Below are 14215 nucleotides of genomic sequence, written 5' to 3' on the forward strand. Positions count from 1 at the left end.
TGAACCGGTGGGGGCCGAAGGGGGGCGCCGCGTAGGGGATGCCCCGGAAGACCGCGATGCCGTTCTCGTACCGGCCGCGCACCGCCCCGTAGGGGGTGCCGACCACGGGGTTCGTCCGCTCTGCCGTCATCTGCCCACCAGCTCCTCACCGCGCTCGTGAACCATGCTCATCAGAGCATCACATCGCGCCCCGCTATTCCGGCGGACGAGCGCGGCTGTACGGGTTGTCCGCGCGTGCCGGGCCGGGCTGGTCGTACGGGTCGTAGGGGCCGCGCGCACGGGTCGTACGGGTACGGGGCGCACTCCCACCGATTGACCCCCGCTCCCCGGCAGATCTACGGTAGAAGACGCTTTCAGAAAACGTTTCCCACCTCATCCTCACGTCGTACCACACGTCGCACTACTGGAGGGTCATGCCCAGCGCCCAGCCGCCGAGGGCCGTGTTCGCCATGGATCCGGTGCACCTGCCCCTGCTCTTCCCCCCACCCCTGATGGCACGGCTCCGGCAGACCGCCGAGATCGACCCGGGGCTCGTCGTCCAGGACTTCGCCGCACCCGAGGCCGTCGAGGCCCTGCGAGAGGCCGAGGTGCTGATCACCGGGTGGGGCTGCCCGCACCTCGACGCCGACGCGCTGGCGGCGGCACCCCGGGTGCGTGCCGTGCTGCACGCGGCGGGCTCGGTCCGCTCGCTGGTCGGCGAGGCGCTGTGGGAGCGCGGGGTGACCGTGTCCAGCGCGGTCACCGGCAACGCGCTGCCGGTCGCCGAGTACACCCTCGCGATGATCCTTCTGGCCGGGAAGGACGCCTTCGCGCAGCGCGAGCACTTCCGGCGCACGCACGCGTACCCGACGCCCGCCGAGACCGCGCCGATCGGCAACCTCGGCCGCCGGATCGGCGTCATCGGCGCCTCCCGCGTGGGCCGCCGACTGCTGGAACTGCTGCGGCCCTACGACTTCGAGGTCCTGCTGCACGACCCCTACGTCAGCGTCACCGAGGCCGCCGTGCTCGGCGCCGAACTCCTGCCGCTGGACCACCTGTTGAGCGGCAGCGACATCGTCAGCCTGCATGCCCCGGACATCCCCGAGACGCAGCGCATGCTGGACCGCGGGCGGCTCGCCCTCATCCGCGACGGCGGGGTGCTGATCAACACCTCGCGCGGCGCCCTGATCGACCACGAGGCCCTCACCGACGAGCTGCTCGCCGGCCGGCTGACCGCGATCCTCGACGTCACCGACCCCGAGCCGCTGCCCTCCACGTCCCCGCTGTACCAGCTGCCGAACGTCTTCCTCACCCCGCACATCGCGGGCTCCCTCGGCAACGAGCTGGCCCGGCTCGGCGGCATCGTCGTGGACGAGCTGGAGCGCCTGGCCGCGGGTCTGCCACCGGTCCACGAGGTACGGCACGCGGACCTGGCCCGTGTCGCCTGATCCCGGCCGTCCACAGTCCGGCACACCGGGATCAACCGTGGGATACGGTTTCCGGACCGACGCCGGGGCGGACCCCCGGGCGCCGGTCGGGACCGCGGTCATGGTGAAGGAGTCGCTACGGTGAGTCAGCGCAAGGCGTCGGGCGACGCCGGCCGGGCGACGATCCGGGACGTGGCGGAGCGCGCCGGGGTCTCCGTGGCGAGCGTCTCGCGCGTGCTGTCCGGCAACTACCCGGTGTCGGAGGAGCTGCGCCGCCGGGTGCTGAAGGTGGTCGGCGACCTGGACTACGTCACCAACGCGCACGCCCGTTCCCTGGCGGGCGGTGGCACTCCCACGGTGGCGATCCTCATCAACAACATCACGGGCGCGGCGTTCGCCCACGTGGCCAAGGGAGTTGAAGGCGCGGCCACGCTGCGCGGCTGGCTCTCCCTGGTCGGCACGACCGGCGACGACCCGGAGCGTGAGCTGGCGCTGGTCAACCTCATGCGCCAACAGGGCGTCGCCGCCGTGGTGTTGCTGGGCGGCGCGTACGACGTCGACGAGTACCAGGTGCGGATGGCCCGCTTCGCCCGCTCCCTCGACGCGGCGGGCTCGCACCTCGTCCTCGTCGGCCGTCCGCCGCTGGAGGGCGACGTCCCGGCGACCACGGTCGACTACGACAACGAGGGCGGCGCCTATGCCATGGCCAGCCACCTCCTATCGGCCGGCCACCGACGGGTCCTGGTCCTGCCCGGACACGCCGAACTCACCACGGCCCAGGGCCGGTTGAGGGGCGCGCAACGGGCCTTCGAGGCGTACGGCGTGCCGTTCGACCCGGGGATGGTGCGGCACGGTCCGTACGACTACGAGCACGGGTACGAGGCGGTGGAGGACACCCTGAAGGACGGGGTGGAGTTCACCGCCGTCCTCGCGGGGACCGATGTGGTCGCCGCGGGCGCCATGCAGGCACTGCGCGCGGCGGGCCTGCGAGTGCCCGAGGACGTGTCGATCGTCGGCTACGACGACATCCCGCTGGCCTCCCAGCTCACTCCCCAACTGACCACCGTGCACGTCCCGTACGAGGAGATGGGCCGGGTCGCGCTGCGCGCGGTGGCGGACCGGCGCGAGGGCGGCGGCACGGGCCGACGCAGGGGCGGCGACGGCGACCATCTGGTGCTGGGCACCCATGTCGTCGTACGGAACTCGGTGCGCCCGCCCGCGCCGCGCGGCTAGAAAGCTCCTCGAAGATCCCGGGGACCTCAGAGTTACGTAACCGGTTTCTCTTCAAATCCCCTGGCCAGACGGGTTCTGTCCAGGGCGATAGAAACAATCTGCTGCACACCTCTTGCTCCCTGCGGGCCTCGATGCCTACCTTCCCAGCAACCGGTTTCTACCTCTTCTCTTCCGAAGGAACACGGTCTGATGAACTTCACCAGCCCCCGGAGAAGGTTCGCCCGCGCAGCCGTCGCGGGCCTCGCCCTGACAGGTCTGCTCTCCGCCTGCGGCGGATCCGGCTCGGGAGACAAGACGTCCTCCGGTCCGGTCACCCTCCCCTTCTGGGGCTGGGCCAACGGGCAGGACGCGGTAGTGAAGGCGTTCAACGCCGCTCACCAGGACATCAAGCTCAAGTACACCAAGGTCACCGACCAGTTGACGATGCAGAAACAGCTCACCAACGCGGTCAAGGCCGGCAACGCGCCCTGCCTGGTGCAGAACACGGCGGAGTACGTGACCACCTGGGTCTCGCAGGGCGCGCTCGCCGACATCTCGAAGTACGTCTCCGCCGACAAGGACAAGTTCAACGCGGGGGCCTGGGCCAGTGCGCAGGTGCAGGGCAAGTCCTATGGCGTGCCGACCAGTTCGGCCCCCGCGTTCACGATCTACCGCACGGACATCTTCAAGAAGTACGGCCTGAAGGCGCCCACGACCTGGGACGAGTTCATCGCCGCGGGCAAGGTGCTCAAGAAGCACGGCATCAAGATCACCAACTACGCCGGTGAGGACCCGAGCACGCTGGAGGTGCTCGCCATGCAGGCGGGCGCCCACTGGTACGCGATCGACGGCAACTCCTGGAAGGTGGACTTCCAGGACGCGGGCAGCCTCAAGGCGGCCCAGGTGATCCAGGACATCATCGACAACGACCTCGACTCCAAGCTCTCGTTCGCCGACTACGCGGCCGTGCAGCGCAACTACGACGACGGCGGCACCGCGACCCGGCAGATCTCGACCTGGCAGATGGCGGGCATGGTGCAGAACTTCACCAAGTCCGACGGGCAATGGGCGCTGTCGCCCTGGCCGACGTATCCGGGCGAGGCCGCCAAGACGCCCGCCGGGACCAACCAGAGCGGTGGCGTCACCCTGGTGACGAAGCAGTGCGCGCACCAACAGCAGGCCGCCGAGGCCGCGTTGTGGCTGTCGACCGACACCGGTGCGGTGAAGTCCATGGCGAGCCCGACCACCGGCAACGGTGTGATGCCGGCCCTCGCGGACAGCGACGCGTATGTCGCCGAGGCCATCTCCGACAAGCTGCTCGGCACGAACTACGAGCCCGCGAAGAAGGTCGTCACCGACAGTCTGAACACCGTGACCTCGGACTGGGTGTTCGGCCCGGACTGGACCGCGATGTTCACCGAACTCCAGACGGGCTGGGCGAAGGTGGTCAGCAAGCAGGAAAAGGTCATCGATCTGCTGGCGCACATGCAGGAATGGACGGTCAAGGACCTGAAGTCCCGCGGTATCAGCGTCAAGGGCTGAGGCAGCGCCGATGATTCGCTCCCAGCGCTGGAAGGGTGCCGCGTTCACGGTGCCCTTCCAGCTCGGTTTCGTGTTCCTCTACCTGATACCGATCGGGTACGCCGTCTACGAGTCGCTGTTCGTGGAGCACCAGTCGGGGCTCGGCCTCGGCGGTTCCACGGAGAGGTTCTCCGGCCTCGACAACTACCAACAGGGCCTGACCGACCCGGCGTTCATGAACTCGGTGCTGCGCGTGGTGCTGTTCGCCTGCGTGCAGATCCCGGTGATGCTGCTCGTCAGCCTGCTGCTGGCGCTGTTCCTGGACGCGCTGTCCTCGAAGGTCGCGGGCCGCTTCCGGATCCTGCTCCTGGTGCCCTACATGATCCCCGGGGTGGTCGCGGCGATCGTGTGGATCAACCTGTACAGCCCTGACGTCGGCCCGTTGACGCCGTTGGGCAAGGTGTTCGGGCTGTCCTGGAACTTCTTCGCGCCCTCGATGGTGTGGCCGTCGATCGGCAACCTGCTGACCTGGCACGGCATCGGCTACAACATGGTCATCATCTACGCGGCGCTCCAGGGCGTGCCCCGCGACCTCTTCGAGGCGGCCCGGCTCGACGGCGCCTCCGAGTTCCAGGTCGCCCGCAGCATCAAAATCCCCTACGTACGTGGGGCGTTGGTGCTGACCGGGATGCTCTCGATCATCCAGATGCTCCAGATCTTCAACGAACCGGCGCTGTTCCGGAACGTCACCCCGCAGACGGTCGACGACAGCTTCACGCCCATCATGATCATCTACAACCAGGCGTTCAACGCGGGCAACTACCACTACGCGGCGGCCCTTTCGGTCCTGCTGGCCCTCATCCTGGGCCTGGCCTCCTTCCTCTTCTACCGGCTCACCGCGAAGGAGGCCGACGCATGACCCTCACCGAGGACCGCCGCACCGCTCATCAGGTCCGGCGGCTCAACAAGCCCGACCCGGCGGCCCGTTCACGCGGCGGCCAGCGTTTCCTGCTTGTCGGTCTGGTGCTGGCCAGCGCATACAGCCTGTTCCCGGTGTGGTGGCTGATCGTCGCCGCCACCAAGAACCGCACCGGCCTCTACCAGAGCAACGGCCTGTGGTTCTCCGGCATGCACCTGTGGGCCAACCTGCGTCAGGTCTTCACCTACGAGAACGGCATCTTCCTGCGCTGGACCGCCAACTCGTTCCTCTACGCCGGCGTCGGCTCCCTCGGCGGCACCCTCATCGCGCTCGCCACCGGCTACGGCCTGGCGCGCTTCGAATTCCCGGGCCGCAGCGCGGTGTTCGCGTGTGTGGTGGGCTCGTTCCTGATCCCGATCGCGCTGCTGACGCTCCCGCTGTACCTGATGTTCTCGAAGATCAGCCTGGTCGACACCCCCTGGGCGATGCTCATCCCCTGCCTGATCAACCCGTTCAGCGTCTACCTCGCCAAGGTCTACACCGAGGCCACGGTCCCCTTCGAACTCCTCGAAGCAGCCCGCCTGGACGGCGCGGGCGAACTCCGCATCTTCTTCAGCATCGTGCTGCGGATGATGACGACGGGCGGCGCCACGGTGTTCCTGCTCGCCTTCGTGAACACCTGGAACGCCTTCTTCCTCCCCCTCACCGTCCTGCGCGGCGAGAACAACTGGACCCTCAACATCGGCCTCTACAACTGGTCCGGCAAACGCCTGGAGTCGGGCGTCGACCTCACCAGCCTGGTCCTGACCGGCGCGCTGCTGTCGATCGTGCCGATGGCCGTGATGATGGTGGCGATGCGGCGGTACTGGCGCACCGGCGTCACGCTGGGAGCCCTCAAGTGACCTTGCTGCACAACCCCGTTGTCCGTGGCTTCGCCCCCGACCCCTCGATGGTCAGGGTCGGCGACCGTTACTACGTGGCGACCAGTTCCTTCGAGTGGTTCCCCACGATCCCGATCCACCGCTCGTGGGACCTCGCGCACTGGGAGTACGCGGGCCATGTCCGGGGCGCCGTGCCCGGTGACTCCCTGGCGGGCGTCCCGGACTCGGGCGGCATCTGGGCGCCCTCGCTGAGCTGGGACGGCGAGCGGTTCTGGATGACGTACTCGATCGTCCGCTCGGTCGGTACGCCGTACTTCGACGCCGACACCTACATCACGACGGCCACGGACATCGACGGGAAGTGGACCGCCCCGCGGCGGGTCGCGAGCCACGGTTTCGACCCGGCGCTGTTCCACGACGAGGGGCGGCTGTGGCTGCTCAACCTCCAGAACGACTGTCGCCCCGGCGGCCGACGCTTCGCGGGCATCGTCACGACCGAGCTGGACCGCGACACGCTCGCCCCGACCGGCACGACCCATCTGCTGCTCCAGCACGAACGGCTCGTGGAGGGGCCGAAGTTGGTGCGGCGGGGCGGCTGGTACCACCTGCTGCTCGCGGAGGGCGGCACGGGGTACGAGCACGGGGTGCTGGTGGCGCGCAGCCGTACGGTCACGGGCCCGTACGAGCTGGACGACCGCCCGCTGCTGACGTCCCGGGACGATCCGTCGGTGCCGTTGCAGAAGGCGGGACACGGTGAGCTGCTCGAACTGCCGGGCGGTGACTGGGTGTTAAGCCATCTGGCGGCGCGCCCGGTCCCGACTCCCGACGGGCCGCGCTGCACCCTGGGCCGGGAGACCGCGATCCAGGCGGTGACCTGGGACGCGAACGGCTGGCCGAGGCTACGGCACGGGGGTTGGCACCCGGCGGAGGAGGTCACCGTGTCGACGCCACCCGTCTCACCGGTGGACCAAGTCACCAGCCCCACAGGGCCGTTGGGGTGGCCGTGGAGCAGTCCGCGCGGGTACCCGGACCCCTCCTGGGCCGACCCCACCGTCCGCCCCGGCTGGATCCGGCTGCGCGGTCGGCACGGCCCGGAGTCCCGGTGGGCGCACAGTCTGCTCGCCCAGCGGATCACGGAGCATCGCACGGAGGCCGAAGTCACCGTAGAGGCACGGCCGTTGACGTTCACGCAGGCGGCGGGGCTGGTGCTCTGGTACGGCGCCGAGGCGTATCTGAGCCTGCATCTGACCTGGGCGGAGCCCGAGGGTGAGGGGCAGCACGGGCAGCAGTGGCGGGGCGGTGATGGGCGTACGGTGCTGAGCCTGGTGGAGCGGGACGAGGACGGTACCCGTCAAGTGGCCGTCGTCGAGGTCGAGTTCGGTGCCCCGGTGACTCTGGGGGCGACGGTCGAGGGGGCGGATGCCCGGTTCTGGTATCTGCGGGAGGGAGTGCGGACGCCGGTCGGGCCGGTGCTGGACTTCAGTCGGCTGTCCGACGACCACGGGTCGCGGCTGCGGTTCACCGGTGCGATGGCGGGCGTCCACGCCTGGGATCTGGTCGACGGCGCGTTCACCGCCGACTTCTCCCGTTTCCGCCTCGACTGCGTGCCCGGCTGAGCTGTTCGGGGTTTCGAAAGCACGGGTCGGCGCCATCAGATGAATTCCCTGGTCTTCCCGACGTGTTGACGCGCACCTATCGTAGGAAGCGCTTTCTGGACGGCTGCCGGCCGGACCGGGGAAGCAGCGCCGGTCGAAACTTTCGTTGGCCCTCGGGCGGGCCGGAGAGGCGGTACCCGATGGTCCGTACGGGGAGCGCGGGTGTCACGGCGGGTCCGACGCTGGCGGTCGTGGCCCGGGAGGCGGGGGTCTCCGTGCCGACGGCGTCCAAGGTGGTCAACGGCCGGGAGGACGTGGCGCCGGAGACCCGGCGGCGGGTGACGGAGGCGCTGGAGCGGCTCGGGTATGTGCGCAGGCCGAGGTTCGACGCGAGCAAGGCGCCGGGGCTTGTCGACCTGGTGGTGCACTCCTTGGAGAGTTCCTGGTCGGGGGCGGTGCTGCACGGGGTGGAGGAGGCGGCGTACGAGGCCGGGCTCGAGGTGGTGGTCTCGGCGGGGCTGACCCGGACGCGGGCCGACCGGCCCGAACGGGGCTGGCTGGACAAGCTGGTCGGCCGTGGCTCGTCCGGAGTCCTGTTCAATCTGGCGGAGTTGACGCCGTCGCAGTACTCCTGGCTCGACCAGCACCGCATCCCGTTCGTGATGATCGACCCCGTGCACGAGCCGCCGCCAGGGGTGGTGTCGGTCGGCGCGGCCAACTGGCAGGGCGGGGTGACGGCGACCGAGCATCTGCTGTCCCTGGGCCACGAACAGATCGCGGTGATCGCGGGGCACCGGCACAAGATGTGCAGCAGCGCGCGGGTCGCCGGCTACCGCTCCGCGCTCGCCTCCGCGGGCCTGCGTGTGCGCCCGGAGTACATCCGCCACGGCGGCTTCGACCAGGCCATGGCCCGCACCCGGATGCACGAGCTCCTCGACCTGCCCGCACCGCCCACAGCGGTCTTCGTCTGCTCCGACCGGATGGCCCTCGGCGTCTACGAGGCGCTGGCGGAACGGGAGTTGCGCATCCCGGGCGACATCAGCGTGGTCGGTTTCGACGACCTTCCCGAGTCCCGCTGGGTGACTCCGGCGCTGACCACGATCCGGCAGCCGCTGTCGGAGATGGCGGCCACGGCACTGCGGTTGCTGCTGCGGCTGATGGCGGGTGACCGTCCGGAGGGGACGCGGACGGAGTTGTCGACGCGGTTGGTGGAGCGGACCAGCACGGGTGCGCCGGGCGGCCGGTAGCCTGCCGATATGGCCATGTCATGGGAGAAGCGGCAGTTGATCGCGGACGGCTTCGAGCCCACGTATGTGGACTTGGAGTGGTACGACGGGCCACGAAAGGGACTCGCGCTCATCCATGGCGTCCCGCACTACTACGAAGGCTGGGAGTACGACGCCCGGGACGAGGCCTACGAGTACGCCGTGTGGCCCGCGAGCGAGGCGGCGGTGGCGATGGAGCGCGAGCAGTGGGCGATCTTCGTCAGGTACCAGGTCTCCGATCCCAGGGGCGACGAGCATCCCGGCCTCGAAGGGATCGACGCCCGCTACGACGAACTGGACCTGCTCCTCGCACCGCACCGTCAGGCGCCGGAGGGTGCTCGACGGCTCCTGGGCGAGATGCGGTTCGACGACGGGGACGACCGCTATCGCCTCGACGGGGTCGACCACTGGTTCCGGTGGCACCCGGCCGGGTGAGGTCGCCGTGACGGCGTACGGGGCGGCGTGATCCGTCGTCCGCCGCCCCGTCACCGTCCGCCGTCGCGGTGTCGGACGAACTGGTCGCCCAGCGCGCGGAGTTGTCGGCGCAGGAGCTTGCCGTTCGCGTTGCGGGGCAGGGTGTCCAGCCGGACAACATCGGGCGGGACCTTGTACCAGGACAGCCGGGACCGGGCGAGGGCGATCGACTCGGCGTCCAGGGCGGCGTCTTCCTCCTTGTCGGCCGGCTCGCTCTCGGGGACGGTCACCACGTAGGCGCGCGGGCTCGTGTCCTCGGCGGGTCGGCCCATGGAGATCACGCCGGGTTCGGTGGCGCCGTAGTTGTTGATCAGCCGGTTGCCCGGGAGCGGCACCAGTTGTTCGCGCAGTCGTGGCGAGAGGACCTCGCCCGCGCTCGACACCTCGGGGAGGTGGCCGAACGTCTCCGCGTGGCCGGGTTCGAGGAGCATGCGGGCCAGGAAGCTCGGCTGCGTGAAGAGGTCGGTGACCCGGTGGCGGTGGACGAGAACGAGGACGAGGACGAGGACGAGCACCGACGCTCGGGCCCTGGCTGTGCACAGGGCCCTGGCGGTGTACGGGCTGCTAGCTCAGCCCCGCCGTCCAGTTGATGCCGCCGAGCAGGTGGGCGCGGAAGTCCGGGTCTTCGTATGCCTCTGCGGCGTGACCCAGGGCCGTGTAGAAGACCCGGCCGTCGCCCTTCGCGTGGCACCAGGCCAAGGGGTGGTCGACGCCCATCCGGCCACCCTCGTAGGAGGATTCGTCCGCCGAGACGAGGACGTGTGTCGAACTCCGCGGGCTGGTGCGGAAGTCGTACCACTCGTCCGTGAACTGCCATACGGCGGGCAGGTGTCGGGTGGACGGGTGCGTGCGGTCCTCGATGACCGCCCGGCCGGGCTGGTGGGCGGGGTGCCGGTCGAAGCGGGCGCCGAGGAGGTCGCCGTAGTACGGCCAGTCGTACTCGGTGCAGGCCGCGGCGTGGATGCCGACGAAGCCGCCGCCCGACTCGACGTAGGCGGCGAGGAGTTGACGGCCCGTCGGGGTCAGGACCTCGCCGCTGGTGGAGAGGAAGACGACGGCCGCGTAGTCGTCCAGGGGGCGTTCGAAGGCTGCCGGGTCCTCGGTGGCGTCCACCTCGAAGGGGCCGAGGGTGCGTACGGCGGTCACCGCGGCCGGGATGGAGTCGTGGCGGTAGGCGGTGGTGCGGGTGAAGACCAGGAGGCGGGGTGCGGCGGCCATGCGCGTGAGCCTAGTTCGCGTCCGCGTCTGCTCGGCGGACCCCGCCTCCCGGCGCGTGCTCAACCGCCCTTCCCCACACTGTTGTCGGGCGCCCCGTCCCCGTTCGTCGGCAGGTCGCCGCGCTCCACGGGCGAGGTGACCGCGCGGGCGGGCGGGAGGACGACGGTGAGTTCGCTCTCGTACGGGCGGCGGACCGACGCGATGGCCTTGCGCAGGAGGGCGCGGCTCACCTTGCCCTGTTCGGCGCCGACGTGCACGAGGTGGCCCTTCTGCGCGAGCACGTACTCGATCTGCCCTCCGCCGGTCCGGTACCAGGCGGCTCCGTCGCGTACGCAGGTCATGTGCTCGGCGAACGCCGCCTGTGTCGCGCAGTTCGCGTCGGTCATCGTGCCCGGCTCCACGCGCAGGTTGATCACGGCACCGGTCTTCAGCGAGGTGTACGCGATGGAGAGACCGACGTCCGAGGCGCCGACCGACTGCTGGGCGAGGGTGAATCCGGGCGGGTCGATGACGTGGACGAGGTCGGGGTCGAGGCCCAACGCCTCCGCGCGGGACGCGAGTTCGGCCGGATCGGCGGGGGACGCGGAGGCCTTCGGGTCCGCGGTGCCGGCGCCGGCCTTCTGGGTATCGACGCCCGCCTTCTCGGTACCGCAGCCGGCGAGCAGCAAGGGCAGCAGCAACAGCGGCAGGACGCGCGCGGTACGGATCATGCGCCCATCCTGCCGTACAGCTGTTCCACAGTTGAGGGACTTTTCTCTCCTCCGGTGAGGGACTTTTCTCTCCTCCGGCGCGGCCTCGCCGCGTAGCCTAGGTGGGGATGAATGCCATTCCCGCACGCCTCGACCATCTCGTCCTCGCGACGCCCGAACTGGCGGCGACGGTCGCCCAGTTCACCGAGCGCACCGGTATCGCGCCGGTGGAGGGCGGTGCCCATGTCGGGCTCGGTACCCGCAACTACCTTGTCTCTCTGGGTGGTTCGCGTTACCTGGAGATCATCGGTCCGGACCCGGAGCAGCCCGCGCCGTCGGGTCCCCGCCCCTTCGGCATCGAGGGGCTGGCCGCCGCCCGGACGGTGACCTGGGCGCTCTCCCCGCCCGACCTGGACGCGGCGGTCGCGGCGGCGCGTGCGCGGGGGTACGACCCCGGGCCCGTGCGGGCGATGAGCCGCCGCCGGCCCGACGGCACGCTGCTGGAGTGGCGGCTCACCGACGGGGACACGGCGCATCCCTCCGGCCTGGTGCCGTTCCTCATCGACTGGAGTTCCTCGCCCCACCCGACCGCCTCGGGCCTGCCCGTCGCACCCCTGCTGGAGCTGACGGCGACGGCCCCGGTCCCGGCCGAGATCCGCCCGCTGCTGTCCGCCGTGGACACGGAACTGCCGCTGACGGAGGGCCCGGTGGGTCTGTCGTTCACGGTGAGCACACCACGGGGAGCGGTGACCTTCGGCTGAGGAACCCGAGGAACCCGAGGAGACCGAGGAGACCGCTTCGACACGACGTCGGCCGAACGGCCGTTGCGACACGCCCTCGACCGAGTAGCCGCTCCGACCCGACCGCCGTGTCCGATTCCTTCAAGACCCGCCGACCGGCCCCCGCCTACCGTGGCCCCATGACTCCACGATTCGACGCGATCGGCCTGGTCGTCTCCGACATGGCCGCCTCTGTCGCCTTCTACCGCCGGCTCGGGTTCGGGTTCCCCGAGGGTGCCGAGAGCCAGCCGCATGCCGAGGCCCAACTGCCGGGTGGATCGCGGCTGTTGCTGGACACGGAGGACACCGTCCGGTCCTTCCACGCGGGTTGGCGGCCGCCCACCGGGGGCAACGGCCGGGCCGCGCTCGCCCTGCTCTGTGACGACCCCGCCGAAGTCGACCGGGTGTATGAGGAGTTGACCGGTGCCGGGCATCACGGCGAGCTCAAGCCGTGGGACGCCTTCTGGGGTCAGCGGTACGCCGTCGTGCACGACCCCGACGGCAACGGCGTGGACCTGTTCGCCCCGCTGAGCACGTCCTAGCCGGCGCGGGCGAGCAGTTCCCGCAGTGGCATCCCCGCCAACTCCTTGACGTCCCGGGCGAGATGGGCCTGGTCCGCGTAGCCGGACCGGGCCGCCGTCTCGGCGAACGGGACTCCGGCGCGGGCCAGCGCGAGGGCCCGCTGGAGGCGCAGCACCCGGGCGAGGGTCTTGGGGCCGTAGCCGAACGCGGCCAGCGAGCGCCGGTGCAACTGGCGGGCGCCGAGGCCGAGTTCGTCGGCGGTGGCGGCGACGGGGCGGCCGGTGTCGAGGGCCGCCACGAGGTGTCGTAGCAGCGGATCGGGGGCGGGTGTCTCGGTGGCGCGGCGCAGGGCCAGGTCCTCCAGCGCGGTCGCCGGGTCGGGGGCCGTGTCGAGGCGGGCGCTCAGGCGTCGTACCGTCGCGGCGGGCCAGAGGTCGGTGAGGTCGACGCGGCGGTCGCGGAGTTCGTGGGCGGGGACACCCAGGTAGGTGGGCGCGGTGCCGGGGGCGAAGCGGAGGCCGGCCCAGTGCGCGGGTTCGCTGCCGGGGACGTAGGCGCGGGTGTCGGGGCCCGCGACCAGCAGGCGGCCCTCGTGCCAGAGAAGGTCCATGCAGCCGTCGGGCAGGACGGGGTGGACCCGGGCGGCGGTGGGGGCCTCGACGGTCCGGCTCCACACGACCGCGCCCGGCAGCCGGGACGCCCGCTCCACGTACACAGCCGCCAGGCTACGCCGACCGCGTCCGGTGCTCCTGCGGGCTCACGCCGTAGACCCGCTTGAAGGCGCTGGACAGGGCGAACGCGCTGCCGTAGCCGACCTGTCGGGCGATCGCGCCGATGGTGTCCTCGGTGTCGCGCAGGCGGTCGGCGGTGAGGGCGAGGCGCCAGGCCGTGAGGTACGACATCGGGGGTTCGCCCACCAGGTCGGTGAAGCGGCGGGCCAGGGCCGCGCGGGAGACGCCCGCCTTGGCGGCGAGGGAGGCGACCGTCCAGGGGTGGGCCGGGTCGTCCTGGAGGAGGCGCAGGACCCTGCCGACGACCGGGTCCGCCAGGGCGCGGTACCAGGCCGGGGCCGCCGCCTCCGGGCGGGAGAACCAGGCCCTGAGCGCGGCGATGACCAGGAGGTCCAGAAGGCGGTCCAGGACGACCTCCTGGGCGGGTTCGTCGCGGACGATCTCCTCCATGAGGAGCGGGGTGAGCGGGCACTCCCAGACCTCGGAGGGGAGGGAGAGCAGCGGTGGGAGGGCGTCCAGGAGACGGCCGTTGATCTCGCCGCGCATGAGGTAGGTGCCGATGAGCATGACCGCGGAGCCGTCGAGGCGGTCGCCCCAGGTGCGGACGCCGAGGTCCATGGAGCCCTTGAGGGGGGTGCCGTCGGGGTAGTGGCACTCGCCGCCGGGCAGGATCACGGCCTGCGGGGTGGTGTCCGGGGCGTCGCCGCAGGTGTACGGGTCCGGGCCACGCGCGATGGCGAGGTCGCCCGCCCGCAGCCGTACGCGCTCCCCCGTCTCCGGAGTGATCACGGCGTCACCGCGGACCATGAGCATGACCGTCAGGGGGGCGCGGTCCTCGACGCGTACCGCCCAGGGCGGGTCGAAGCACGCGCGGATCATGAAGGCGCCACGCGCGCGTGGACCCTCGAGAAGGCCTGCAAGGGCGTCCATGCGGCCAGCGTAGACGCGGGCTTATGGGAATGAGCCGTTCAGCGATGGTCCGGGCTCGCGGACGGCGGTTGAC

16 protein-coding genes are annotated in these 14215 nt (G+C 70.8%); 10 read left to right on the forward strand and 6 right to left on the reverse strand.

All coding sequences use genetic code 11. The annotated features are described in order from the left end of the window. Positions 1-130: carboxylesterase family protein (locus tag JHN63_RS13335; protein WP_200679997.1), on the reverse strand; the 130-nt coding region annotated here is incomplete at its 3' end. Between the two features lie 283 nt (positions 131-413). Between JHN63_RS13335 and JHN63_RS13340 the strand changes: the two genes are divergently transcribed. From JHN63_RS13340 to JHN63_RS13375, 8 genes are all read left to right on the forward strand, one after another. Then, a complete protein-coding gene (locus JHN63_RS13340; RefSeq protein ID WP_200679998.1) occupies positions 414-1427 on the forward strand; it encodes a hydroxyacid dehydrogenase in 1014 nt (337 codons plus the stop codon). Positions 1428-1547: 120 nt separating this feature from the next. After that, positions 1548-2639 carry a LacI family DNA-binding transcriptional regulator gene (locus tag JHN63_RS13345; protein WP_200679999.1) on the forward strand — a complete coding sequence of 364 codons (1092 nt, stop codon included), beginning with the start codon at positions 1548-1550 and terminating at the stop codon, positions 2637-2639. A gap of 189 nt (positions 2640-2828) precedes the next feature. Next, the gene (locus tag JHN63_RS13350; protein WP_200680000.1) at positions 2829-4160 is read left to right on the forward strand and encodes an ABC transporter substrate-binding protein; all 1332 of its coding nucleotides are present in this window, start codon (positions 2829-2831) and stop codon (positions 4158-4160) included. A gap of 10 nt (positions 4161-4170) precedes the next feature. Further along, positions 4171-5058, forward strand: coding sequence for a carbohydrate ABC transporter permease (locus JHN63_RS13355; protein WP_200680001.1), 888 nt, complete (start codon positions 4171-4173; stop codon positions 5056-5058). Then, positions 5055-5960: a carbohydrate ABC transporter permease gene (locus JHN63_RS13360; protein WP_200680002.1), complete on the forward strand. Its 906-nt coding sequence runs from the start codon at positions 5055-5057 to the stop codon at positions 5958-5960. The genes JHN63_RS13355 and JHN63_RS13360 overlap by 4 nt, the downstream gene beginning before the upstream one ends. After that, a complete protein-coding gene (locus JHN63_RS13365) occupies positions 5957-7555 on the forward strand; it encodes a family 43 glycosylhydrolase (protein WP_200680003.1) in 1599 nt (532 codons plus the stop codon). Before JHN63_RS13360 ends, JHN63_RS13365 begins: the two co-directional genes overlap by 4 nt. A gap of 179 nt (positions 7556-7734) precedes the next feature. Next, positions 7735-8781 carry a LacI family DNA-binding transcriptional regulator gene (locus JHN63_RS13370; protein WP_200680004.1) on the forward strand — a complete coding sequence of 349 codons (1047 nt, stop codon included), beginning with the start codon at positions 7735-7737 and terminating at the stop codon, positions 8779-8781. A 9-nt stretch (positions 8782-8790) separates the two neighbouring features. After that, on the forward strand, positions 8791-9234 hold the full coding sequence (locus tag JHN63_RS13375) for a hypothetical protein (RefSeq protein ID WP_200680005.1): 444 nt from the start codon (positions 8791-8793) through the stop codon (positions 9232-9234). Between the two features lie 50 nt (positions 9235-9284). Here the strand turns inward: JHN63_RS13375 and JHN63_RS13380 are convergent, their stop codons facing one another. From JHN63_RS13380 to JHN63_RS13390, 3 genes are read right to left on the reverse strand one after another with little or no spacing between them, the layout of a single operon-like run. After that, positions 9285-9788 (reverse strand): AMP-binding protein, encoded by a 504-nt coding sequence (locus JHN63_RS13380; RefSeq protein ID WP_200680006.1) that lies wholly within the window; start codon positions 9786-9788, stop codon positions 9285-9287. Positions 9789-9837: 49 nt separating this feature from the next. After that, the gene (locus JHN63_RS13385; RefSeq protein WP_200680007.1) at positions 9838-10491 is read right to left on the reverse strand and encodes a ThuA domain-containing protein; all 654 of its coding nucleotides are present in this window, start codon (positions 10489-10491) and stop codon (positions 9838-9840) included. Between the two features lie 59 nt (positions 10492-10550). Further along, complete coding sequence (locus JHN63_RS13390) at positions 10551-11201, reverse strand: hypothetical protein (protein ID WP_200680008.1); 651 nt, start codon at positions 11199-11201, stop codon at positions 10551-10553. A gap of 107 nt (positions 11202-11308) precedes the next feature. Between JHN63_RS13390 and JHN63_RS13395 the strand changes: the two genes are divergently transcribed. Together JHN63_RS13395 and JHN63_RS13400 are read left to right on the forward strand one after the other, a co-directional pair. After that, a complete protein-coding gene (locus tag JHN63_RS13395) occupies positions 11309-11941 on the forward strand; it encodes a VOC family protein (RefSeq protein ID WP_200680009.1) in 633 nt (210 codons plus the stop codon). Positions 11942-12099: 158 nt separating this feature from the next. Beyond that, on the forward strand, positions 12100-12501 hold the full coding sequence (locus JHN63_RS13400) for a VOC family protein (protein ID WP_200680010.1): 402 nt from the start codon (positions 12100-12102) through the stop codon (positions 12499-12501). Here the strand turns inward: JHN63_RS13400 and JHN63_RS13405 are convergent. Both JHN63_RS13405 and JHN63_RS13410 read right to left on the reverse strand, forming a co-directional pair. Next, a complete protein-coding gene (locus JHN63_RS13405; protein ID WP_200680011.1) occupies positions 12498-13196 on the reverse strand; it encodes a helix-turn-helix domain-containing protein in 699 nt (232 codons plus the stop codon). The two genes, JHN63_RS13400 and JHN63_RS13405, sit on opposite strands and share 4 nt — an antisense overlap. A 10-nt stretch (positions 13197-13206) precedes the next feature. Further along, complete coding sequence (locus JHN63_RS13410) at positions 13207-14142, reverse strand: AraC family transcriptional regulator (protein WP_200680012.1); 936 nt, start codon at positions 14140-14142, stop codon at positions 13207-13209. Positions 14143-14215: the final 73 nt, after the last annotated feature.

Source organism: Streptomyces sp. MBT65 (genome assembly GCF_016612545.1).
Lineage (GTDB): Bacteria > Actinomycetota > Actinomycetes > Streptomycetales > Streptomycetaceae > Streptomyces.